This window comes from Levilactobacillus cerevisiae (assembly GCF_003946245.1).
Lineage (GTDB): Bacteria > Bacillota > Bacilli > Lactobacillales > Lactobacillaceae > Levilactobacillus > Levilactobacillus cerevisiae.
The window spans coordinates 16,565-40,142 of sequence record NZ_RHNN01000031.1; the positions used below are offsets into that span (position 1 = coordinate 16,565).

The window sequence follows — 23,578 nt, forward strand, 5'->3', positions numbered from 1 at the left end:
AGTCATTTCTCATAAGATTTATTCAACATTTTCAGGCAAAACCGCTGCTTCATAAATATCAGAAACGTCGTCATTGTCTTCCAATTCTTCAATCAAACCTTGGTATTGTGGAGCCTTAGCTTCTGGTACTTCGGTTGTATTTTGAGGGAACATCCGCACTTCAGCGGTATCGAGCTTGTAACCCTTAGCTTGTAAGGCATCACGCGCACCAATCTCGCTTGAAGAATCTGTGTAGATCTTGAATTCATCATCCGTGGTTTCCATGTCGTCCGCCCCGGCGTCTAAAGCATCCATCAACATCGTGTCTTCATCCGTATCCAAACCATCACGTAAGATAACAATGTAACCCTTACGATCAAACATGTAAGAAACGGACCCCGCTGCACCCAGTGCACCACCATGGTGCGTGAAGGCAGAACGAACAGCTGCTGCCGTCCGGTTCTTGTTATCCGTTAAGGCAGCAACCATGATTGCTGTCCCGGCTGGACCGTAGCCTTCGTAGGTGATTTCTTCGAACTTGGCGCCACCAAGACCTGAAGCTTTATCTAAAGCCCGCTTGATGTTGTCTTTAGGCATGTTAGCTGCCCGCGCCTTGTCCATTTCCAAACGAAGTTGAGGGTTACCGTCGGGATCAGGACCACCTGCTTTTGCAGCTTGGTACAAATCACGTGAGATTTTTTGGAAGATTTTTCCACGTTTTGCATCCTGAGCATTTTTCCGGCCCTGGATGTTATGCCATTTAGAATGTCCTGACATCGTAACTCCTCTTTTCTAAAATTTTTTAGATATCCGTATAAAACAGACACTATACATGTTAGCACTTACTCCCAATTCGTTCAATTGGCAAGCTCACTATTTATCTATGCACCATAAAATGTATACGAATATCGACGTTTTACCGTTACACTAGGCTTTTCATGGTTTTTCAAAAGAATAGATTATGCATAAAAGCTAATTATTTTAAATAAATGTTGTATAAATAAACTAAACCTGCTAATATCAATGGCAACAACAAATTTATTGAGGAGCTTTTTATATGAAGAAGAGATTGGTATTATTCTTTGCTCTGCTATTGACGCTGGTCACCGGCTTCACCGCCATGACCACGACGGCCAACGCCGCCACCGACAATTCGCTGACAAAGATTGAAAAGAAGGGCACGCTGGTCATGGGGACCTCGCCTGATTATCCCCCTTACGAATTCCAGGCGACCGTTCACGGCAAGTCCCAAGTTGTCGGCATGGACGTCGCCGTGGGAAAGAAAATCGCCAAGGACCTGGGCGTGAAATTAGTCGTCAAGTCGATGTCGTTTGACTCCCTCCTCGTTGCCCTGCAAACTGGCAAGGTCGACATGGTTATCTCCGGGATGAATCCTACGCCCGCACGGCGGAAGAACGTTGACTTTAGCCACACTTACTATCAAGGTGGGTACAGCATCGTCATCAACAAGAGTGACAAGGGCATTTACAAGGACAAAGATTCCTTCGTTGGCAAGACGATTGGTGCTCAGACTGGCTCCACGATGTACAACGAATCCAAGAAGCAAACCAGTGGCACGACCGTTAAAGGGATGACCTCCGTGTCCGACCTGATTTTGGCCCTCCAAAGCCACAAGATTCAAGGGGTGGCCATGGAAAAGCCATCCGCTCAAGCTTACGTGGCCAATAACAAGGAACTGGCCGCAATTCCCAGTAACTTTAACTTAAGCGCCTCCGATACCAGCGCCTCCGTTGCCTTTGCCAAGGGGTCCACTGCCCTGGTGAACAAGGCCAACAAATCCGTTGACCAGATTAAACGCGAGAACCTGGTCAACAAGCAATACCTCCCGGCCGCTGGGAAATACTTAAAGACCAACACCGTTAACACCAGCATGTTCCACTACTGGAAGGCCTTCCTCACGGGGATCGAGTACACCTTGATTATCACCGTATGCTCCGTCTTCTTTGGGTTCATCCTCGGGGTGCTCCTATCCCTAGCACGGATGGCCAAGGGTGGCGTCTTCAAGACAGCGTTGCGCTGGTTGGCAACCGCCTACGTTGAATTCATTCGGGGCACACCCATGATGGTCCAAGTCATGTTCGTTTACTTTGGCCTGGGACTCATCGTCAACCTGCCCGCGTTAACCTCCGGGATTATCGCGATTTCCCTAAACTCTGGTGCCTACGTTGCCGAATACATTCGGGGCGGGATCAACTCCGTGGACAATGGCCGAACGGAAGCCGCTCGGAGTCTGGGGATGTCTAGTGGCACCACCATGCGTTACGTCATCTTACCGCAGGCCTTAAAGAACATCTGGCCGTCATTAGGAAACGAATTTATCACCCTGATCAAGGACAGTTCCATCGTCTCCATCATTGGGGTTTCCGAACTGATTTTCCAAAGCAACATTGTGCGGTCTGACACTTACCGGGGCGTTGCGCCAATTGCCGTCATCATGGTCCTCTACTTCATTTTGACCTTTACGGCGTCCCGGATTCTGAACTACTTCGAAAGGAGAATGCAGCATGACTAAACCAATTATTGAGGTTAAAAACCTGGCCAAGAACTTTGGCAAGAACCCCGTTTTAAAAGACATCACCGAACAAGTCAATCCCGGCCAAGTCATCGTCATCATCGGCCCTTCCGGTAGTGGGAAATCCACCTTTCTTCGCTGCCTGAACCTCTTGGAACAACCAACTTCAGGTGAGGTCGACTTTTCCGGTGAGAATCTCACGACCCTGGATACCAAGCGGGTCAATGAGTTACGGGAACAAATGGGGATGGTCTTCCAAAGCTTCAACCTCTTCCCCAACATGTCCGTCCTGGAAAATATCAAGCTGGCACCGATGAAGGTCAAGCACATGGCCGACGACGCGGCGACCAAGCTGGCGCACGAACTGCTCCAGCAAGTGAACCTGGACGACCACGCCGATGCCTTCCCTGCCAGCCTGTCTGGTGGTCAAGCACAACGGGTCGCCATTGCCCGTGCACTGGCGATGGACCCCAAGGTGATGCTGTTTGACGAACCTACCTCCGCGCTGGACCCAGAAATGGTTGGTGAAGTTCTGAACGTTATGCAGGAACTGGCCAATCAGGGGATGACCATGGTCGTGGTGACCCACGAAATGGGCTTCGCCAAATCCGTGGCCGACCAAGTCTGGTTCATGGCCGATGGCTTCATTCAGGAAAGCAATACGCCGGATGCGTTCTTCAGCAACCCGCAAACTGAACGGGCCCAAGACTTCTTGTCCAAGATTTTAATGTAGCTTACTTCAACTTTCACAGCGTACGCCAAAAAGAGAGTGGGACAAAAGGCGGTTAGCTGGTGAGCATTAAGGCTGATAGCCGGATAATCCCGGGCTTGGATTATTTGGCTATCAGTTTTAAGCGGAGCCAGCTGCCTTCTGTCGCACGTTTCAACAATATAGAATTGGAGATGCAAAAGGAGCCTGGGATTTTTGTCCCAGACTCTTTTTTGCGCTTATCACCTTACATTTACTTATTCATGACGCCGCTTACGCAACCCAGCCAAGCCCAAGCCACCCAGCAGGATGCCTAAGGCCGCCCACCAAGTAGTTGGCGCTTCGTTAGTCTGTGGCAAGGTTGCCTTGGCCGTCGTCGACGTGACCGGATCAGCCTTGGCTAGGTTGACTTTAGCCTGTGCACTCGTGGCTTTAGCGGTTGGGGTAATCAATGCCCCGTCACCACCATGCTTGAGTGTTCCCGAATTGCCTTGAATGGTCGCTCCAATGCCGCCCCGGTAGCTACCCAGCGTCGACTGAGCACTCTTCTTCGCGCGCACATTCACCGTGGCACCCACGCCATCCTTGTGGACGCCCTGGTCGCTGATAACCTTGTGCACCTCATTCGGGTCAGCGGGATCAGTTGGCGTAGCCGGATCGGTTGGGTCTGTCGGGTCAGTGACATCTGGGTCACCGCCGTTTCCAGGATCGGTCGTCCCGCCACCGCCGCCGGTTGTTGGCGTGACCACGTGCAAGGTCACTATCTTGGTCAGGCCAGCGTACGTCAAGGTCACTGGATAATCGCCGGCCTTGGTGAGATCCGCATCCCCGAGGTCTAGTGTAATGTCACTGACCGCCACGGCTTGTGCATTAGTGTCCGTGGCCACCGGTTTGAAATCAGTGGCCGTTGGGGCGGTCCCATTGACGTTCATGGTGTAATCACTCCCGGTCAACGTTGGGTCAACCGAATTGATGGTCAATTTGCCTAAATTCGTGGTGCCGATCACATAGTTCGTGCTGAGATCCTTAGTCGTCGGTTTCAACTGGTATTGGTACATCCCAGCAATCTCGCCGGGAACCCGGGTAATATCATCTGCCGTCAAGCCCGAGTCTGAAACGGCTGTGTCGCTCGCACCCACCGTTGTGGTCAGTACTACGCCTGGATCGGGCGCCCCGGCGTCCTTGCTAGCATCCTTTACCGTCACCGTCAACACGGCTGGATTAACCGTCACCGTTGCTGTCGTCCCGCCATCCGTCCAATCAAAGACATTGCCAGCTGGTGTTTCGGCTAAGACCCGGTCGATGGCCGCATCGTTCAATTTCACCGTATAGGTTCCCACGTTGGCCGTGTTGCTTGACCCAGCGTTAGCCACGACATCCAGGTCCCCACTCTTCAACGTGTAGATGAAGCCGTTGCTAAAGGTCACCGTGTAGTCTGCGGGGTCGACGACGGGGGCTGCGCCGTTATAAGTGACTTCTGAGCTCCCTGAGAGTTGGAACGTGGCCTCCCGCTTTTGCACGGTAATCACAGCTGTTGCCTGCTCGCCCTGGTAACTGTAAGTCACGTTGTAGGTGCCCAACGTTTGGGTCATGGTGGCAGCGGTAATCAGATTACCCGCCGCGTCTTTGACGGGATTACCATCCGTGTCGGTCACCGCTACGTCAAAGTTAGACCACTCGCTCTTCGGAATGACCGTCCCATCCGTCATCGTTGCGCCAGAAATGTTTTCAATTGGATTCCAGCTTTCCCCATACCAAACCGTTGAGTTGACCACCTGGATGTGCGGATCGTTTAGCACGACCTGATAAGTGCCGGCATAGGTGAGACCGGTACTATCCGTCAACGTCCAGTTAAAGGTGAACCCATCTACGTTATCTGGAATGGTGAATTTACCATTGCTATACGTAACGCCGTTGCTGAGCTTCGTTAAGACCAAGTCGCTGTTGTCGGCGCTACCAATGGCGGTCGTAAACAGGTCGTCAATCGACGTTAAATCGTTCTTGCTGGTGAAAATGGTTGCGGTCTGGTTCAGCGCCAAACTTGCATTACCCCCACCGGCGGTTAACCGACTAATCCGATTGTACTGAAAAGCATTTTTCCCAATCGTGGTCGTGGTCGGCACTTGGACGCCCGTGAGCTGGTTGCCATAGAAAGCATTGGCCCCAATACTGGTGAGCGCAGTTGCCGTCAAATCCAAGTTGCCACCTAATGCGTTATAGGCGAAGGCACTCGCCCCAATGGTGGTCAACGCTGGGTTCACAACCAAGTCGTCAAGGTGGTTGCCCGCAAAGGCGAGGTCGCCGATGGTAGTTAAGTTCTCCGGTAACGTCAGGGTTCCCGTCAGGCCGGCATATTCAAACGCCCCACTCTTAATCGTGGTCAAAGCGGTTGCCTGACTGGTATCCAGTGTGCTTAATTTGGCATCATAGGTGAACGCGTTGGCACCGACTGAAATCAAGCTGGCCGGCAGATTGATACTGGTCAACGCGGAATTGGCCAGGAAAGCCTGATCGCCGATCGTTTGTAAGCTCGCTGGCAACGTCACGTTGTCGAGGAAACTGTCATAAATAAATGCCGAGTTGCCAATGGTCTTTAACTGACTGTCCGGAGCAAAGGTGACGCTGGTCAAGCCACTGGTGGTGTTCCCGCTGGCATCCTTACTGGTCATGGCGCCGAAGGCATAGTCGCCGATCGACGTTAAGCTCGCCGGCAAGCTAATCGACGTGATACCGCCATCATAAGTGAACGCATAGTTGCCAATCGTTTGCAGGCCATTGCCGAAGGTGACTGAGGTGAGCGCTGTGTCGCCAACGAAGTTTACGTCACCATCTTGGTAATTTGAAAAGGCGTAATCACCCACCTGCTGAACGCCATCGCCCAACGTGACCGTGGTCAAGGACGTTGCCCCAGTGAAGGCTGCGGTTCCCATCGTGGTCAACGTGGGGATGTTGAGGGTCGTCAGGCTACGGTCGCCCGCAAAGGCTAAGGCGCCAATCGACGCCAAATTAGTGGCCTGGCTGAAATCAACATTCGTTAAGTTGTAATTGTATTTAAAGGCACCGTCACCGATGGTTTTCACGGTCGCGGGTAAGACCAAATCACTGATGCCACTGCTTACAAATGCATTCTCCCCAATGTCAGTCAGGGTATGGTTTTCACTCAGATCAACCACTTTAAGATTACTCAAGTAGGCAAAAGCAGAGTCGCCAATCGACGTGATGCCATCACCAATCACAATATTGCTGACATTGGTTGTGAAATTGTTATTGTTCATGAAAGCATAGTTCGCAATACTGGTGACCTGGTAAACTTTACCGTTGCTATCCGTATACGTGGTCGGAATCACTACGGTATTATCGGTAATCTGTTTGGCAACGTTAACCAAGGTCGCTGTGCCATCAGTATTTGGGGTGAAGTTAAAGTAGCTCTGATCCGTGGCTGGTAACGTAACCGAATCACCCAGAGACGCTGACAGCGCCTTGATAGTCATTGGCGTATCAGCAGTCACAGCTGGCGCATCGTCGGCTAGTTTGTCCACGCTATCAGTTATGGCATCCGTATCAGGCGTGACTGCAGGTGCCGCCTCAATCGAGGCATCATTTACAGCGTTTTCGGCAACTGGGGCCGTAGCGGCTGCCGGTGTCGTAGAATCCTTGGTTTCCGAACCTGCGGACTCACCAGAATTGTCCGGTTCAGTCGTCTTCTCAGAATCCGTAGATGGCGCTGGCGTGTCAGTTGACGTCGTATCCTTCCCAGTAGTGTCGGTTGAATTACTATTGCTAGAGGTGTTGGTATCGCTGTCACCAGTCCCCGTCTCACCGCTATTACTTTCAGTGGTGTCCTGCGTACTGGAAGCGTTGTCTTTTACATTTTCGCTATCACTATTGCCAGTAGACTCCTCAGTCGTGGTCGTGCCACTAGTCAGTGTGACACTCTTAGCCGTTGTGCTCTCGGCAACCGCTCCCGTTTGACTACTACTGTCGGCAGCACTGACCGTTGTCGTGTCCGCATGTGCCACGGCACCCTGTCCCATCATGGTGCCTAACCCAACAGCGGCAACCGTAATGGCGGCGAATACCCAGTGTTTGCCATCCTTATACATCTTGTAATGTTGCTTTGTTTGCATCGTTGCTTACCCCTCTCACAATTGGAGTCCCTTGTCCTCCAAGCCCGTCCATCAACAACGAAATGACTGGCTTCTTCATGCCTTACTTAGTATCTTAATCACCAAATAAGTCAGTGCAACTAAATCCCATTAGTGGAACCAAGTTAGTCTCTAAGCCTTACGAAACAGCCAATCATTTCTTCCTCAACTTTAAACACACTTCCTGATATTCAGGTGCTAAACGATGTTGTGCAACACCTAATCCCGTGGCACCTTGACAGACATCAAGCGGCCACTGTCCCATTACCATATTTTTAAAAGGACGATTATTTTAGAACATTGTGTTTACCTTTTGCTTTATTATATGGCATTACTATAGCATGTTAGGGGGTAAAATAACAGTTTAAACTCGCTTAATGTCAGCTTTTGTCGTGGAAATTAAAATTCAAAAAAATATTTTTCATCTTAAAATGGACGTTGCACAAACTTACTAACCTTAGTGGTAGTTGTGAATTTCCCTTCCACTAAGGTTTAGGGCAAAAACCTTTTTGGCTTAAACTAGCACTTATCACTGATAAATTAAGGCTTACACGTTTCTTCGTTCGCCATAAATTCTCCTAGCTTAGGTGGTCGGCACTGATTGGACTATGCCCTTGTGAAAAATGGCAATTCAATGTGCGTTCATGTGTGCCTCATCGAAAATACTGGTTGAATCCGATAATATCGTTCAGAAGCTGACCAATGTTTATGAACATCCCCGAAATGAGGCCAACCCAAAAACGACTCCTCAAGGTGATAAGTCAGTCTGCCTGCTTATCGCCTTGAAGAGCCGTTCATTGTGATATTTTCGGTTGCTTAAGTCACTAACCTTACGTAAACCACGGTTTATTCGTGGCGCTTACGTTGCCAACCAGCTAAACCCAGTCCACCCAGCAGTGTTCCCAGCCAGGCTAACCATGGTGTTTGAACTTCATTCGTTTGTGGCAATGTGGCCTCAGTGGCTGCCGTTTGTGCCGTCTTGTTCTGTGATTTAGCGGACAAGACAGATTTGTTGGCATCACCACCGTTTAAAACCACGGTCGTTCCCGTTGCTCGTTTGGATTGGGAATGACCCTTGTCCACTTTATCTGCCAGCTGAACCACTGCCGCATCCCCACCAACTTTCGTCAGCAGTTGCTTAACCGGTTTCTCGACGGGTGCAGTCGCTGCTGGATTCTTGCGCGTTCCCTGACTACCAGTCGGTTTAATCGTCGGTATCGTTGGCTTGGCCGGTGTTGTTGGCGCAATCGGCTCTGTTGGGTCGGTTGGTGTCCCTTCATCCCCGGTTCCTGGATTCGTTGTCGTGCCGCCGTTGTTGCCACCAGTCGTTGCCGCTACCACATGCAGCTTAACCGTAGTCGTCTCATCACCATAGCTGAGCGTTACCACATAATCCCCCGGCGTCGTCAAATCAGCTTGGCTCAGATCAGCAGTAACCTTATCCGCAGTCACCGGTTGCGCATTTTCATCCGTAGCCGTGGCGTCAAAGTCCGTTGCGGTTGGCGTTGCATCGCCCACCTTCATCGTGTAATTGTTACCAGCAACCGTTACCAGGGCTGCTGTGATTGTCAAACTTGCTGGCTTAAATGTAACCGCAAAGTTTTGACTCAGTGGATCTGTCGCTGAGACCGCCAGCGTATAAGCGTACTCTCCCACCGTTTCCCCAGCCGCACGCGAATAATTAATGGCTAAGGGGAAGTCGGCAATAGGAGTACTCGTCGTGTCATCATCAGCGGTCACGACAAACGTTGGTTCAGGATCTGCTGTCCCTGCAACTTTGGTCTGATCAGTCATCGTAACGGTCACGTTGGCTGGTGTGATGGTCAAATTAGCATCTGAGTTCTCATCTGCCCAGTCAAAAAGCTCTGTAGCGTCTTTTGCTTCACCCTCGACCCGATCAATTGCCGACTGCGCCAAAACCACTTTGTAAGTCCCAACGTTTGGCAACTCGGTCGTTTGCGCATTCCCAGTTGCAGCTAGTTTCGTTGTGCTGCTCGAGACTTCATTCGGAACTAATATCAGGTCACCTTCCTTTAACGTGTACACAAACCCATCAGACATGGCAATCTGATAATCCTTAACGTCAATGGTTGGGGTGTCTCCCGTATATTGTACTGATTGTTTACCGGTCAATGTGTATGTTCCTTGCCGCTTAGAAACGGTCAAGGTGATGGTTTGGGCATTCACCGTGTCACCATTATAGGTATAAGTGACCTTGTACTCTCCTGGAATCTGGGTCACCTGATCCGCCGCTACCGTCTCATCCGCAGAATTCTTAATCGAAACGGTCAAGTCCTTGTACGCTAGACTAGTTCCATCCGGTTTCTCCGCACTAATGAAGTTCAATTCAGGTGTCCAATTATCTTTGTACCAAGCTTGACCATCCACAACCTTAATGTCAGGATCATTCAGGACAACCTGGTAAGCACCGCCGTAGAGATTTTTTCCCGCGTTATCGGGGTCTGGTAAGGACCAGTTAAACTTAAACCCAGTTATTCCGGTTGGGATATTGAATGTCCCGTCGGCCTGATTATAGGTGACCCCATTTGTCAATGAGGTTGGATCAATCACCAAGTCCTTGTTGGTTAAATCACCAACCTTGGTATCAAACAAGGTGTTAATAGTCACATTTGCAGAATCTCCAAAGTAGGCGGCATATTGATTCAAAGCCACAGAACCATTGTCTGCGCTAGTGGTTAACTGCGTAATTCGGTTATAGTCAAAGGCGTCTTCCCCCACGGTCGCAGCATCTGGGACCGTCACACCATTCAGTTGGTTGCCATAAAACGCATTAGCTCCCACCGCGGTCACCGTATTTGGCAAGTCTAGGTTGCCACTCAATTCGTTATAGGTAAAGGCACCTTCACCAATCGTCTCGAGGCCGTTATTGAATGTCACATTCTCCAAATGACTGCCCGCAAAAGCAAAGTTACCGATAGTTTTGACACTGTCCGGTAGCACAAAAGTTGGGGCCTGCGTTTCATCCGTTTGGCCGGAAGACGCTAGTCCTGAATATTCAAAAGCCCCATTACCAATCGTCGCCAGCTGGGTTGCCTTACTGGTGTCAACCGTTTTGAGCCCAGCATCATAGGTAAAGACATTGTCTCCGATACTTTGCAGGCTTGCTGGCAATGTAAAGCTGGTAAGCGCCGAATTGGCCAAGAAAGCCTGTTTGCCAATCGTTGTCACCGTATCTGGCAACGTAATCTCGTTCAAAACCGTATCATAAATAAACGCGTTGTCAGCCACTGTCGTCAGCCGGCTCGCGGATCCAAAGGCCACCTTGGTCAATCCGCCAATGGTATTTCCAGCGGCGTCCTTCAAGTTATCAGCGGCAAAGGCACTATCACCAATCATCACCAAATTATCTGGCAAATTCAAGGTCGTTATCTTGCCATCATACGCAAATGCATTGGTACCAATGGTTAAATCATCATTGGCAGCCGTTCCGGCAAACGTGACATCCTGCAAGCTGGTATTAGATTCAAAGGCCCCCTCACCAATCTGCGTCAGCTTGGCTGGCAGGTTAACGGCGGTGAGTCCTGTCCCGTAAAAAGCATTTTTATCAATTTTCGTCAAATCACTATCGCTAGGGATGCTCAGCGTCGTCAAGTTGCTGTCCCCAGAAAAGGCTGATTCACCAATCTCTTGAATTCCCTGTCCCAACGTTACCGAAGTCAATTCTTTATTATCTTGAAACGCATGATCCGCAATCTTGGTGGCACCAGTCAGGTTTACGCTCGTCAACTTGGCCCCATCAAAAGCATTCGCGCCAATCGTACTTAAATTAGGCGCTTGTGAAAAGTCCACGTCAGCAAGATTATCATCATTTGCAAAGGCTGAATCACCAATTGAAACCAAGTTACTTGAGAGCTTAATGCTCGTCAAATTGCTGTTATATTGAAAGGCGTTATCGCCAATGCTGGTCACGCTGTCAGGTAGGTCTAACGAACTGATTTTGCTGCCAAGAAAAGCCTTGTCCCCTATACTGGTCAGCTGAGTTGCAGCACTCATATCCAGGTCCGTCAGATTAACGTACTGAAAGGCACCATTACCAATCGCGGTTACAGTTGCCGGCAGTGTCAGTGAGGTGACTCCCGTGCTGACAAAAGCCTCGTCGCCAATCGTTTCTAGCGTATGGTTTTCACTCAGATCAACCACTTTAAGGTTGTTCAAATAAGCAAAGGCGAGATTCCCAATGCTTTTGATACCGTCCCCAATAACCACCGTTGAAATGTTATTGGTCCGACCGGTACTGCTGGCAAAGGCACCGTCAGCGATAGCCGTCACATCATAGGTCTTCTGCGTTCCGGTATCGTAGGCGGTCGTGGGCACCGTCAGTGTGGCTGAAGTAATCACATTTTTCACGCCACTGAGAGTCACCGTGTCGTCTGCGTTTAAACTATACGAAAAGTCACCGTCATCAAACGTTGGCTCAGCTGTTGTCGCCTGTGCTTCCACGAGATTAGTTGTGGCCGCCTCTTTCACTAGCATGCTGCGGTTTGCCAGCTTAAATAAACTAGCCATCTGAAGACCGCTGCCAGTAACGGAACTGTCGCCAGTATTGTCAGTTTCTAAGTCCGCAACTTTTTCATCAGCATTCGTCAGCACTTGCGCGTTCACTGTTTGCGGATCATCAGTTGACTCAACTACTTTTGAATCATTGCCGGTACCACTCTCTTGGCTGCCTGTTTCCGACGTGGACGTCTCTGGCTCCGACACGAGCGTATCCGTTGTCAGCTTGTCAGTAGCGTTTACCTCATTGTTATCCGCCGGGACATCCTTCTTAGGCGTACCCGTACTGAACGTATTCGTGTCAGAGGTATCGGTATCGGACGTATCTGCCGCTGGCGTGTTCGTTCCTGTGCTCGTTGGATCCGTGACCTGCGTACCGCTATCAGTGGTTGTCCCTTGTCCAGCCACTTGGTTGCTCCCAACTGCTGAGTCATCTGACTTGAGTGCGTCACTACCACCCGAATCCTCGCTACTGTTATCGGATTCTTGTGCGCTTGCCGGTGACGTCGTTGTGTCGCTCGTGACCGCCGCTTTCAGAGTGGTTGTCGTCCCTGTCGTTGCCGCAGATACGCTCCCAGTTTGGGCATTGGTCGCATCCGAACTAACCGTATCAGCGTGCGCAATCGTCGCTTGACCAGCTATGGTTCCTAGTCCCATAGCTGCCACCGTCACTGCCGCGACTACCCAGTGTTTCCCATCCTTGTACATCTTGTAACGTTTTTTCTCTAGCATCGTCACTTACCCCTCTCAAACAGGACGGCCTCATCCCACAGAACACCGCAAATTTCTCAGCGTTCAGTCCGTTTTCAGATTATTGAAGCCAAATTTTTCAACCTGACCAATTCCTATTTATGACACCAACCTAGTCAACAAATGCTGTCATAAAGCCGTTTAGGATGTCCTACTTTCCATTTATACGATAAAGTTAATTATATTCTATGCCCAATACTTGTGCCCGTCAACAAGTTCTTTTCATAATTGTCAGCGTAAATGAATGAATTCTGTATTAAATAATTCCGCATTGTGTATATCGTTCAATTAATGTGAAATTTAGGTCAAAAAAAACGTTCACTGCCCTAAAGTTACACGAGGACAGTGAGCGTCTATTTTGCCGTAAAACAAAAGGAGCCGGCACACTCAGCCAGCTCCTTACAAGTTTTTTGATAGTCATACCAATTTGTAGTGTTCTTACCACACCACGCGTTATTCTTTCCGGAACGTCCGGTGGCCCAGCATCACAACCAGCCCAACCACAATCTCAGCAACCCCGGCGAAAATGACAACGCCTAGCCCGCTACGACCAATCGTGGTCAGCAGATTTGCCGTCAGCCGACTGGTACTGGTGATTAAGTATGGCAGGAGAAAATATCCACCAATGCCCACCGCTCCGGTCAACAAGCCGCCCAGCGTCAATCCCGCACCAAGGCTCGCAAAGATGTGGTGCACGCTCATCGCATAGAAGAACGTGACGATCAGCAGCAGAACCGTGGCCAGCAGCACCCAGAAATCTATCTTCTGCGCGCGTTGGACCTGGACGGCAGCCTGCGACATAGCTGTCGTGTTAAACGCCGCCTTGGCCCGTTTTTTGGCCTGCTTAGCGATGGCTGTCGTCATCCCTGACGTGGCGGTCACACCCATGGTCTGTGCCTGTGTACTGATCGCCGTGGCTAACTCAGTGGTATCAACGGTGACGTCCGCGGTTTGACCATAGAGTTGTGCAACGCCCACCTCTAAATACGGCTGCATAATGCTAGCCGTGACCGGTGCGCCAGAAACGCCCAGATTTTGTAAATCATCATTCACGTGATTGATGATTTTTTCACCGGCCGTCGAACGTGAAACCACGCCCGCCGTGTAGGTCGCGTTAAAGACAGTTAATTTGAGACCAGCGCTCACGGTCAGCAGCAGAATCAGAAATGCGACCCACCGGGCTAATGCCGGGCGTCGCTGATAGGTGCCAGCTGGCTGTGGGGCTGCTTGTTGCTGTTGCTGTGGTTCCGGCTCTTCATCAGAGTGGTAGCGCGCCATGCGACTATTCTCACTCATAAGAACCACCTCCCGATACCCAATATGATTTGCTTATTATTGTAGCACATCTAAATTTCAGATTGGTTAAGTCTAGCTTAATCACGCGAAAACTTACGTAATTGTTCGGTGGGTTAAGTGGTCTACTCCGCTTCCGGGTTGGTGAAAATGAGACCGGACCGCTGTGGGCGGACGCCTGAAGCCGAAAGGCGGTCTTCTGGCTTACTTTGTGCCGCTTGAAACCGCGTCTCAAAGACACCAATTCTCTAAGCAGTAAAGCTCACCGCTAAGAGAATTCCCACGGCTTGGCTCATTTTCACCAGCCCTGCAGCTCACGGCCGCTTAACCTATCGGACACCGCGTGTTTGCTTATTCGTCAGTGCTTGTCAACGGTGAACGTTACTTTTAACTGGAAAGGTTGTACTTCTTTATTCAAAATCTGCGTACCTTGGCAAAAATATTTTCACCAATCCGCAGGCGAAACCACTCGCCCACCTTAAAACGGCCCCTATGTATGCGAAAAGGTTCTGGAAACAGTTTCCGGAACCTTTACGTGGTGCTATTTAGTCGAGCTCCGCTTCATTAACCCGTAAGGTAAGATCACGGTGTTCTCTTCAACAGTTTCGTTGTTCATTAGTTTCGTCAACAGACGCATAGCAACGGCCCCAATATCATAGAGGGGTTGCGTAATCGAACTCATCTTTGGCCGTACCAACTCTGTCAGCTTGGTGTCGTTACTGGTGATGACTTCAAATTCACTAGGAACATCTACACCGGCATCGGTCAGACCATTCATCACACCAGCAGCCAGTTCGTCGTCCCCAACAAACGCAGCGGTTGCGCCGGCAGCGCTTAAAGCGGGTTCCAGCGATTGACCAGCTTTGTAAGTGTAGTCCGTTTCAAAGACCAACTTGTCGTCGTAGGCAATGCCTGCGTCCTTCAAGGCCTTCTTGTACCCCTTCAACCGGTAGTCGTGATTGATGGCTTGTTCCATGGATCCAGAAACAAACGCAATCTTCTGGTTACCGTGATCGATCAAGTTCTTAACGGCTTCCGCCACAGCAGCAACGTAATCGATGTTAACACTGGGTTGGGCCTTTTCAGAATCAACTGAACCGGCCAAAACAACGGGTGCCTTTGAACGCTTGAATTCTTCACGCAATTCATCGGTAACCTGATTGCCCATGAAAATGATCCCATCAACTTGCTTAGCCATCAAGGTGTTCAAGACTTGAACTTCCTTGCCACCATTTTCATCAGAGTTGGTCAGGATGATGTTGTACTTGTACATCATGGCAATATCATCAATCCCACGTGCTAATGACGAGAAGTAGATGTTGGTCACATCTGGGATAATAACTCCCACCGTGGTCGTCTTCTTACTTGCCAAGCCACGTGCAACAGCGTTTGGCCGGTAGTCTAGTCGGTCAATAACTTCCAGAACTTTCTTTCGTGTCGCTGGCTTAACGTTGGGATTGCCATTAACCACCCGCGAGACGGTGGCCATGGAGACCGCCGCTTCCCGTGCCACATCGTAAATTGTAACTGTTTGTTTTTCCATAGCGATAGCCCTTTCTTTCTTGGTTTGATTTGTTTTCATTCGTTTTCAAGCAACTTGACCAGTATACAGAAAGTCAATCAGAGACGCAACATTGAAAACGCTTTCATATCAAAGAATACCTTAATTTCATCGAATTTTCAAGGCACATCTCCCCATACGGTGGAATCTTTTGCCCTAATATCGTTTACTATAGGTCATTTCAACCGCGTTGTTAAGCCGTTTACAGAAAACAAACACGGTTAGCGGGCGATAAAAAATTCTTGTGGATTTATGCGGACGAATTATGAGAATTTGGCCATTTTTATTTTCATTTATCTTGTTTGAAAGCATGAACGCCTTTCTCAACAGCAATAACTCCTGGTTTGTGTGCCCCAATCCGGGTAATCCCCACACCAATCGTTGCCTTATGCTATAATTAACACATCTTTTAAAGGGGTGATTGAATGACTAAACTCGAACAGATTCAACAATGGACAGCAGAACAACACGCTAGCATGACTTATCTCAGCAATCCCAAAACTATCCAGTACCTAACTGGCTTTGGGAGCGACCCGATCGAGCGGGTACTGGCACTGGTCATCTTCCCGGACCAAGACCCATTTATCTTTGCACCGGCCTTGGAAGTCGAAGTTATTAAGGAAACTGGTTGGCAGTTCCCCGTCGTTGGCTACTTGGACCACGAGAATCCTTGGGCCATGATTGCCGCTCAAGTCAAGCAACGCCACGTCGACCCCGACCACATTGCGTTGGAAAAGGGCCAGCTACAGGTTGCCCGGATGGAAACCTTGGCTGCACAATTTAGCCATCCCCAATTTGACTTAGACATCACCAGCTTTATCGAACGCATGCGGTTAATCAAGTCCGCTGAAGAAATTGAAAAATTGGAAATCGCCGGCAAATGGGATGATTTCGCCTTTGAACACGGTTTTGCCGCAGTGAAGGCTGGCAAGACGGAACAATCCGCCGTTGCTGAACTGCAGTACGCCCTGATGAAGGAAGGCATTATGGAAATGTCCTTCGGCAGTCTGGTCCAGGCCGGCGCCCACGCCGCAGAACCCCATGGCGCAACCAACGCCACGAAGTTTGCCAACAACGAACTGGTGCTCTTTGACCTCGGGACCGTTTATGATGGCTACATTTCTGACGCTTCCCGGACCGTTGCTTTAGGCACGCCAAGCGCCAAGGAAAAAGAAATCTATGACGTTTGTTTGGAAGCCCAATTGACGGCCCAAGCCGCTGTAAAACCAGGACTGACCGCCGCCGAACTGGATAAGATTGCCCGCGACATCATCACTAAGGCTGGCTACGGTGAATACTTCATTCACCGTCTCGGCCACGGAATGGGCATGAGCGATCATGAATTCCCATCTATCATGGAAGGCAATGACTTAGTTCTCGAACCTGGCATGTGCTTCTCCATCGAACCCGGCATCTACATCCCCGGTGTCGCTGGCGTGCGGATCGAAGACTGTGTCCACGTCACGGCTAACGGTAGCCTACCATTTACGCATACACCTAAGGAACTGACCTACGTGGGTTAGTCCCCCTGCACCCCGCATCATCTAAAGGCGTAGACGCTTATCTGACCAGATAAGCGTCTACGCCTTATTTGTGTACTGATACATAGTGGAAGATTGCCGGCTTACCGGTCGCCAAATTTAGGCTGGAACGCTGTGGGTAGGACGCCGGCAGCCTGTGAGGCGGTCTGCCAGCTCGCTTTGAACCGCCCAGCCCGCGTTTCAAAGTCGCCATTTTCCAAGAAGGTCACTTGGAAAATCCCACGGCTGAGCCTAAATTTGGCTCACTCACGCCTACATAGACGGTATCCAACAAATATGGACAAACGTTGCCAGTCCGGCGATGGACACATGTCATGGTGCAAATCAATCATAACCGGAGGAGGACAGAGATGCAGGCAGCTGTGTCGACGGCGTTAGCTGAGCGATTTTCTCAGGTTACGCCGTGGGACGCGTTTGAAGACTGGCGAATTTTGACAGGCTTCAAACCGAGCCGGAGGACCGCTTCTCAGGCCGCAGGCGGTCCCCACAGCAGCCGGAATCTCTGGCAGCCACAGGTGACTGGTTTAAGCAATCAAAACAAAAAGAGCCACGGGCGTAGCCGCAACTCTTCATCATTTTTTCGCTTAAACTGGCTTGTCTGCCGTTGGTTCGTCGTTGTCGGCTTCAGCGGCTTCATCCGTGGTAGCGTCGTCCGCAGCTGATAAGTCAGCCACTTGGTCGCTACTCAAGACGATGTCATCATCGGCATCTTCTGCCGTATCGTCAACATCACTACTGCGCCATGCTGGTGCGTCGTCCTTGGCGGCTAACCGGTCGTCCAAGGATGCCTTGAAATCGTCGGCGGCATCGGCTGCGTAGAAGGCGTAGTCCACTGCCCGATCCTTCAAAGCGTTGTACCGGTCACGAGCGGCATCCTTCAAAGCTTCACGTTGTTCCAAGTCCAATGCGTGATAGGCAGCATAGGCCGCGCCACCCAATAATAATCCTGCTAATAACTTGTGTTTTGCCATCTTCATGACTCCCTTTCCGTAAACAGCTTAATCTTTGTCCTTGTGATTCTTGTACAGATCAAACGCGGTCTTGCCGACGCGGGCAGCCAGTGAAGTCTTAGCCGTCGTTTTAGCAGTATCGCTGACCCGGCTGGTCAAATTACGAGTGGCGGTGTTTAAATCAGAAACACTCTCACCCAAATCAGCGGCAGCCTGGAAGACGGGATCAATGGTCGCAACCTTCTTGTTCACGTCTTCTAACAGTTCATTGGCATTTGCCATAATGTCCTCGGCTTGGTGGCTGATTACATCCACGTCCGAGGTCATCGTCTTCATCGAGCGATTCACCTCGCTCAACGTTCTGTTCATCTTTACTAAGAACATACCAATGAAGAGGACCAAAATCAAAAACGCAATCGCCGCGATTAGGCCCGCTACTTGTCCACCGGTCATGACAACCCCTCCTTGTGCTCATTACTTACCAATAGAATAGCATTCTCAGCGCTTACACGCAATTAATACTCCGAATTCAATTGGTTTTTCCCCGTCAATACTAGTAAAATATGGGTTAGTGTCTTATCGGATTCTAAAACAACCTAAAAGGAGGGCTCGTCTCGTGACGGACCTAGTGACGACTACAGCCACCTCATCGAAGTGGCTTCAACATTATTTTAGTACCTTTGACTGGGAAAAATTATTACATTTGATTACCAGTCGTTTTCTAAATTTACTTTTTCTGACGCTACTCTTTTTCGTGATTAACTTTGTCGGCCGGTGGATCCTCACCCGCAGCTTTAAACGCTACCTGGTTCCCAAAGATGGCGGTACCAACCGGGTTCAGACCATCAGTATGTTGACGCTCAATTTATTTCATTACACCGTGCTTTTTTTCTGGGCGTACGCCATGCTGTCCACGCTAGGCGTTCCCGTTGGCACGTTGATTGCCGGTGCCGGAATCTTCAGTTTGGCATTAGGCTTAGGTGCCCAGGGATTTGTCAGCGACTTGGTAACTGGCATTTCTATCCTGATTGAGCAGCAGTTCGACGTGGGGGATAGCGTTAAAATTGGGTTGATTGAGGGTACCGTCTCCGCGATGGGCCTGCGCACCACCCAGGTGACCTCGGCGGATGGCACCGTCAACTTCATTCCCAACCGCAACATTACCATCGTTGCCAACCGTTCCCGCAACGACATGCATGCGACCGTGAACATTCCCATTGCGCCCACGACACCAGTCGAGCAACTGCCAGCGATCATTCACGCGACCAACGCTCGTCTTTTGCCAGAACACCCGAACGTACTCGGCGAACCCGTCATTACTGGCGTCGTCACCCTGCCCACCGGTGAATTGGTTTATCAAATCAACCTGGTTGCCAAGAGTGGGAGTCAGTTTGGTTTGCAGGCGGCCTTTCTCACGGCCTACCTAAAAGCGATTCGGGAAGCTGGCATTATTTTACCGACGCACAGTAATTTACCCAATAAATAAGTTCAGAACCCAGGCGTCACGCCAATCAGTCATGATGACGTGACGCTTTTGTTGTGTCCTAATAAATCTCCCTCTGTGGTTGCTGACCAGTAAAAATCCGAGTAAGCTATTCTAACCACACGATACGGTTGTTCGTTAAACTTTCTCTGCCCCCAGAATGCTGGAATCTTGCAGAAGCGTGCGGCCATTCTATACTGGCCTTAATTCAAGAATTAATCGGTCACCTCTTGAAAACACAACTGCCATTAAAAGGTCATCACGTAAAATTGGGGGAATCATTATGGGAACGCTGCAAAGAGATTCACTGCCGCAGAAATGTTTGTTTGGGCTCACGCTCATTCTAATGGGACTCACCATCTTTCTGGCTAGCCCCGTGGCCTTAGCCGTGATCAGTTTCTTATCACTCATCACCCTCACGCTTGATTGCGATCTGTTTAACTCGACCAGCGATAAGCATCTCCTAAATAGAGCCGACTTTATTTTACAAGTAATCCTCATGATTACCGTCTTGGTTAAATTCCTGCTACTCGCCCGGCCAACCGTCGTTTAGACAAACTAAAAAGTTAGCCACGTGCGCATTTGCACTTGGCTAACTTTTTTGTTAAGCATTTTTCCTGCTAGCGGTCCAGCCGCCACCAGTCAATCGAACTAAATAAGACGAGAACGAAAAGAATCAAGAATGACCAGTAACTCCCAGCACCCGTCATGGCCATGATGGCTAAGCCAATCGTAAACAGCCAGAGGATGCCAATTAACACGCCTAAAACAATTTTCATCAGGGACCTCCTCAAAAAGTCATGTGCACAGTCACTTTGGCGGGCTAGTGATCCCCGTTTTCAATGACCTTTTCTCTCGGGGTGACCACGTAATGATCGTCTAAATTATGCGCTAAGTAATTCACCCGTTTTAAGATTTCTCGTCGGGTAATAATGCCCTGAAAAACGTTATCTTGGTTTAATAATGGGATGAAGGGCTCATCAACCATGTAGCTTAAAATCGTTTCCAGCTTAGCCGGATCATCCACCCAGTGAGTCACCGGTAGCATGGCATCGGCCACCGTGTACTGACTGAGTTGTTCTACGGCCGCTCCGGGAACGTGGAGCAGCTTATCGGTAATGGCGGCCAGGGAAATCATCCCCTGCAGGTGGTCATCGGGGTCCAACACTGGAATGCGGCTATAGCCAACTTTAGAAAGCACCATAAAAGCATGCTCCAACGTATTCGTTGCCGTCACGTTGGCAACGACCGCAGCTGGAATCACGTAGCTCTTGGGGTCATTGCGCAATAGTTGCTCGACAGCAGGGTCAATCATGTGAGACTCATCCTTTCTGGTTACAAACGATCAAATGTAAATTTTAAATCTGACACGGGTTGGGCGTCACGGGTGTAGTATTGCACCACCCATTGTTCCGGGGTGACGGTAATCATGGCGCAGGTGCCCCCGAGGGTCCGAAATTCGCCCCGCGGCTGACTGATACTACCAGGATTCACAAACACATGGCCGCCGACTGCTTCAGCCGCTAACTCATGCGTGTGACCATAGAAAACCAAGTCAGCTTGCTCCTGATCGGCATGCAACTTTAACTTGGTCAAATCCCAGTGGACTTCATCATAGTGGCCATGGGTCAATAAGACCTTGCAGCCATCAACGGTGGGCGTCTGCACCAGCGGCAATTGACTATCAAAGTCCATATTTCCCATCACCACGTACGCATCCTTGAACCACGGGTCATCGGCGTTCATTTCGGAATCGCCACAGTGAAAAATGGTGTCCGGCTGTAAGGCCTGCTTCAGGCTGACCAGGATATCCCGATCGCCATGATTATCACTGACTACCAACCAACGTGTCATTATTTTTCCTCCCACCATTCATCGAACTGCGGTAGCATTGCCGCCGTGGCCTTGGCCCGGTGACTATGTTGATTCTTCTGCGCCAAGCCCATTTCGGCGAAGGTTGCGTGCTCCGCGGGGACGTAAAACAGCGGGTCGTAACCAAAGCCGTCATCGCCTCTAGGGGCCGCCAAAATTTCACCGCGAACCTCGCCCGTGGCAACTAGTTTTTTGCCATTAGGTTTAATCAGAACGAGCGAGGTATGAAAGGCCGCTCCGCGCTGTGCTGCGGGAACAGCTTTGAGATTTGCTAACAACTTCGCATTATTCTTGGCGTCATCATGATCACCAGCGTACCGGGCTGAATAAATGCCGGGTTCGCCGTTGAGGGCGTCAACCATCAAGCCGGAATCGTCCGCTAAGACTGGCAACTGTGTTTGTTCGGCAACCGCGGTTGCTTTCAACGTGGCGTTCTCGGTAAAGGTCGTCCCCGTCTCCGCAACCTGCTTCAACTCGGGGAAATCAGCCAGCGTTTTCACGTCAAAGCCCTTCGGCTCAAAGATGGCCCGAAATTCCCGAGCCTTGCCGGGATTGTTCGTGGCAATAACTAACGTCTTTTCTGACATTACTCTACCTCCGCAACGGCTGCCAGTGTGCTAACGGCTAAATGCGTCACAGTCTTCGGTTTGACATCTAACCATTCGCTAGCCAATTGATTAAATTCCGCAACGTCGCCGGTCGTATAATACGTCGCCGTAACAGGTTGCCCACTCACGTTCAACAGGTCTTGATCCTTTAAAATTGCCGCAACCTTTTCAGCCGTGGCAACGCCAGGATTCACCAGCTTGACGTCCGGCCCGATTGCCGTTTGAATCACGTCTTGCAGTAATGGGAAATGGGTGCATCCCATTACCAGGGTGTCGATGCCGGTTCCCTTAAATGCCGCCAAGTTTTGCGTAACAACCGCTTGGGCGTGTCCTGAATGCAAGTCATTCTGTTCCGCCAAGGTGACCAGCTGTGGACAAGCCACGCTCACCACCTGGCTTTGCGCATCCGCGGCGAAAATATCGCGTTGGTACTGCCCGCTCTTCACGGTACCCGCCGTAGCAATCACACCAATCTGATGATTAGCCGTTGTCGCCGCAGCTGCCGTGGCACCGGGGGCAATTACCCCCACTACGGGCACTGGTAGCTCTGCTTGCATCTGGGTTAAAGCCGCCGCAGTTGCCGTGTTGCAGGCAATCACAAATAGCTTAATATTGGCGTGTTGTCTTAAGTAAGTGGCAATTTGCCGGGTAAAGGTCGTGACTTCAGCCACCGACCGGGGACCGTATGGCAAGCGTGCCTGGTCACCCAAAAATACCGTGTTTTCAGCTGGCAATAGCCGCTGAACTTCCTTTAAAACTGTTAAACCGCCGACTCCTGAATCCATGAGACCAATCGGATCTGTTTGCATGAATCAACGCTCCTTCTCGATGTTCTTGAATCTTAATTATCGCCTTTTTTTGAACCGGTTTCAAGTTTCATGCCAGTCAAAATGAGGTGATTGCCATAAAAAAGAGTAAAATTTAGCCGACAGCCATTTTCGTGAAAAATTTACGGTATAATGAGTTCAGAATCTAATCGGACGAAGGAGCCAACTATCGTGAAAAACTTATATCAAACCGTCATGGCAGATGCCAATGGTGCCGCGAATTTTCCGCAAATGCTACTCAGAGAAGCCTTACTGCCAGAACTGCTGGGCGATGACCTCGGGGACATCAGTTACTGGGCCGGCAAATCACTGGCTCGCCGATTCCCAATTGGCAATCCCAAGGACGCGACCACTTTCTTTGAACAAGCGGGCTTTGGCACCCTGGCGCTGACCAAACAGACGGCGCAAATGACGCGCTGGCAATTAAGTGGTACCCCCGTTAAATTGCGCAAACAACTACAGGGTGACACTGACTTCACGTTAGAAGCCGGCTTCCTAGCAGAAATGATGGCGCAACAGTTAGGCGTATCCGCCGAAGCCGAACTAACCGAAACGCCACACAAGCTCCAAGCAACGACCGTGACCTTCGACGTTTATACGGATCCGGACGATGTGATTCCGGACTACGATGCCCCGACGCCATTACCAATCGTTCGTGATGAATCTACTGAGACACCAGAGGGCGACGAGTAGTTCGATCACCCAGCGTTAATTTCAAATAAATCTAAAAAAGAGGGTTCTATGTCAACTGTTGTTGGTAATTCCATTTATAAAATTGTCTAATCCTTTGAGATTAGGCAATTTTTTTTGAG

18 protein-coding genes are annotated in these 23,578 nt (G+C 50.0%); 6 read left to right on the top strand and 12 right to left on the bottom strand.

Features of this window, described 5'->3' with window-relative positions; genetic code table 11:
* Window positions 1–18 precede the first annotated feature (18 nt).
* Window positions 19–756, bottom strand: a complete 738-nt coding sequence (locus EKM99_RS13020) for a YebC/PmpR family DNA-binding transcriptional regulator (RefSeq protein ID WP_125583846.1) — start codon at window positions 754–756, stop codon at window positions 19–21.
* Between the two features lie 280 nt (window positions 757–1,036).
* Between EKM99_RS13020 and EKM99_RS13025 the strand changes: the two genes are divergently transcribed.
* Together EKM99_RS13025 and EKM99_RS13030 are read left to right on the top strand one after the other, a co-directional pair.
* On the top strand, window positions 1,037–2,512 hold the full coding sequence (locus tag EKM99_RS13025; RefSeq protein WP_125583847.1) for an ABC transporter substrate-binding protein/permease: 1,476 nt from the start codon (window positions 1,037–1,039) through the stop codon (window positions 2,510–2,512).
* Complete coding sequence (locus EKM99_RS13030; protein WP_125583848.1) at window positions 2,505–3,245, top strand: amino acid ABC transporter ATP-binding protein; 741 nt, start codon at window positions 2,505–2,507, stop codon at window positions 3,243–3,245. Before EKM99_RS13025 ends, EKM99_RS13030 begins: the two co-directional genes overlap by 8 nt.
* 233 nt (window positions 3,246–3,478) lie before the next feature.
* On the opposite strand, the gene EKM99_RS13035 is transcribed toward EKM99_RS13030, so the two are convergent.
* From EKM99_RS13035 to ccpA, 4 genes are all read right to left on the bottom strand, one after another.
* Window positions 3,479–7,348 (bottom strand): leucine-rich repeat protein, encoded by a 3,870-nt coding sequence (locus tag EKM99_RS13035; RefSeq protein ID WP_125583849.1) that lies wholly within the window; start codon window positions 7,346–7,348, stop codon window positions 3,479–3,481.
* 864 nt (window positions 7,349–8,212) lie between these two features.
* Window positions 8,213–12,613, bottom strand: coding sequence for a leucine-rich repeat protein (locus EKM99_RS13040; RefSeq protein WP_125583850.1), 4,401 nt, complete (start codon window positions 12,611–12,613; stop codon window positions 8,213–8,215).
* Window positions 12,614–13,084: 471 nt separating this feature from the next.
* Window positions 13,085–13,927 (bottom strand): hypothetical protein, encoded by an 843-nt coding sequence (locus EKM99_RS13045; RefSeq protein WP_125583851.1) that lies wholly within the window; start codon window positions 13,925–13,927, stop codon window positions 13,085–13,087.
* Window positions 13,928–14,465: 538 nt separating this feature from the next.
* Complete coding sequence (gene ccpA / locus EKM99_RS13050; RefSeq protein WP_125583852.1) at window positions 14,466–15,467, bottom strand: catabolite control protein A; 1,002 nt, start codon at window positions 15,465–15,467, stop codon at window positions 14,466–14,468.
* Window positions 15,468–15,910: 443 nt separating this feature from the next.
* Here ccpA and EKM99_RS13055 point away from each other — a divergent pair, with 443 nt between their 5' ends.
* Window positions 15,911–17,008, top strand: coding sequence for a M24 family metallopeptidase (locus EKM99_RS13055; RefSeq protein WP_125583853.1), 1,098 nt, complete (start codon window positions 15,911–15,913; stop codon window positions 17,006–17,008).
* A gap of 602 nt (window positions 17,009–17,610) precedes the next feature.
* Here EKM99_RS13055 and EKM99_RS13060 read toward each other — a convergent pair.
* Window positions 17,611–17,997: a hypothetical protein gene (locus tag EKM99_RS13060; RefSeq protein WP_125583854.1), complete on the bottom strand. Its 387-nt coding sequence runs from the start codon at window positions 17,995–17,997 to the stop codon at window positions 17,611–17,613.
* Between the two features lie 27 nt (window positions 17,998–18,024).
* Window positions 18,025–18,429, bottom strand: coding sequence for a DUF948 domain-containing protein (locus EKM99_RS13065; protein WP_125583855.1), 405 nt, complete (start codon window positions 18,427–18,429; stop codon window positions 18,025–18,027).
* 163 nt (window positions 18,430–18,592) lie between these two features.
* Here EKM99_RS13065 and EKM99_RS13070 point away from each other — a divergent pair, with 163 nt between their 5' ends.
* Entirely contained in the window at window positions 18,593–19,462 is an 870-nt protein-coding gene (locus tag EKM99_RS13070) for a mechanosensitive ion channel family protein (RefSeq protein ID WP_125583856.1), read from the top strand.
* Between the two features lie 280 nt (window positions 19,463–19,742).
* Window positions 19,743–20,012: a hypothetical protein gene (locus EKM99_RS13075; protein WP_125583857.1), complete on the top strand. Its 270-nt coding sequence runs from the start codon at window positions 19,743–19,745 to the stop codon at window positions 20,010–20,012.
* A gap of 67 nt (window positions 20,013–20,079) precedes the next feature.
* Here the strand turns inward: EKM99_RS13075 and EKM99_RS15880 are convergent, their stop codons facing one another.
* The 5 genes from EKM99_RS15880 to murI are packed head-to-tail and all read right to left on the bottom strand — an operon-like array spanning window position 20,080 to window position 22,748.
* On the bottom strand, window positions 20,080–20,238 hold the full coding sequence (locus EKM99_RS15880) for a hypothetical protein (protein ID WP_164511607.1): 159 nt from the start codon (window positions 20,236–20,238) through the stop codon (window positions 20,080–20,082).
* A gap of 44 nt (window positions 20,239–20,282) precedes the next feature.
* On the bottom strand, window positions 20,283–20,774 hold the full coding sequence (gene cbpB / locus EKM99_RS13080) for a cyclic-di-AMP-binding protein CbpB (RefSeq protein WP_125583858.1): 492 nt from the start codon (window positions 20,772–20,774) through the stop codon (window positions 20,283–20,285).
* A gap of 20 nt (window positions 20,775–20,794) precedes the next feature.
* Window positions 20,795–21,313, bottom strand: a complete 519-nt coding sequence (locus EKM99_RS13085) for a YfcE family phosphodiesterase (RefSeq protein WP_125583859.1) — start codon at window positions 21,311–21,313, stop codon at window positions 20,795–20,797.
* Complete coding sequence (locus EKM99_RS13090; RefSeq protein ID WP_125583860.1) at window positions 21,313–21,918, bottom strand: XTP/dITP diphosphatase; 606 nt, start codon at window positions 21,916–21,918, stop codon at window positions 21,313–21,315. The genes EKM99_RS13085 and EKM99_RS13090 overlap by 1 nt, the downstream gene beginning before the upstream one ends.
* Complete coding sequence (gene murI / locus EKM99_RS13095) at window positions 21,918–22,748, bottom strand: glutamate racemase (RefSeq protein ID WP_125583861.1); 831 nt, start codon at window positions 22,746–22,748, stop codon at window positions 21,918–21,920. Before murI ends, EKM99_RS13090 begins: the two co-directional genes overlap by 1 nt.
* Before the next feature lie 189 nt (window positions 22,749–22,937).
* Between murI and EKM99_RS13100 the strand changes: the two genes are divergently transcribed.
* Window positions 22,938–23,459, top strand: coding sequence for a YslB family protein (locus tag EKM99_RS13100; protein WP_191983321.1), 522 nt, complete (start codon window positions 22,938–22,940; stop codon window positions 23,457–23,459).
* The last annotated feature ends 119 nt before the right edge of the window (window positions 23,460–23,578 follow it).

Bases quoted from the DNA above. Each gene is read 5' to 3' on its own strand.
- EKM99_RS13040 (WP_125583850.1), bottom strand. From the start codon at position 12,613: ATGCTAGAGAAAAAACGTTACAAGATGTACAAGGATGGGAAACACTGG.
- ccpA (WP_125583852.1), bottom strand. From the start codon at position 15,467: ATGGAAAAACAAACAGTTACAATTTACGATGTGGCACGGGAAGCGGCG.
- EKM99_RS13020 (WP_125583846.1), bottom strand. From the start codon at position 756: ATGTCAGGACATTCTAAATGGCATAACATCCAGGGCCGGAAAAATGCT.
- cbpB (WP_125583858.1), bottom strand. From the start codon at position 20,774: ATGATTGACCCTGCTGTCGAGCAACTATTGCGCAATGACCCCAAGAGC.
- EKM99_RS13055 (WP_125583853.1), top strand. From the start codon at position 15,911: ATGACTAAACTCGAACAGATTCAACAATGGACAGCAGAACAACACGCT.
- EKM99_RS13045 (WP_125583851.1), bottom strand. From the start codon at position 13,927: ATGAGTGAGAATAGTCGCATGGCGCGCTACCACTCTGATGAAGAGCCG.
- EKM99_RS13060 (WP_125583854.1), bottom strand. From the start codon at position 17,997: ATGGCAAAACACAAGTTATTAGCAGGATTATTATTGGGTGGCGCGGCC.
- EKM99_RS13085 (WP_125583859.1), bottom strand. From the start codon at position 21,313: ATGACACGTTGGTTGGTAGTCAGTGATAATCATGGCGATCGGGATATC.
- EKM99_RS13090 (WP_125583860.1), bottom strand. From the start codon at position 21,918: ATGTCAGAAAAGACGTTAGTTATTGCCACGAACAATCCCGGCAAGGCT.
- EKM99_RS13035 (WP_125583849.1), bottom strand. From the start codon at position 7,348: ATGCAAACAAAGCAACATTACAAGATGTATAAGGATGGCAAACACTGG.
- EKM99_RS13030 (WP_125583848.1), top strand. From the start codon at position 2,505: ATGACTAAACCAATTATTGAGGTTAAAAACCTGGCCAAGAACTTTGGC.
- EKM99_RS13065 (WP_125583855.1), bottom strand. From the start codon at position 18,429: ATGACCGGTGGACAAGTAGCGGGCCTAATCGCGGCGATTGCGTTTTTG.
- EKM99_RS13025 (WP_125583847.1), top strand. From the start codon at position 1,037: ATGAAGAAGAGATTGGTATTATTCTTTGCTCTGCTATTGACGCTGGTC.
- EKM99_RS15880 (WP_164511607.1), bottom strand. From the start codon at position 20,238: ATGAAAATTGTTTTAGGCGTGTTAATTGGCATCCTCTGGCTGTTTACG.
- EKM99_RS13075 (WP_125583857.1), top strand. From the start codon at position 19,743: ATGGGAACGCTGCAAAGAGATTCACTGCCGCAGAAATGTTTGTTTGGG.
- murI (WP_125583861.1), bottom strand. From the start codon at position 22,748: ATGCAAACAGATCCGATTGGTCTCATGGATTCAGGAGTCGGCGGTTTA.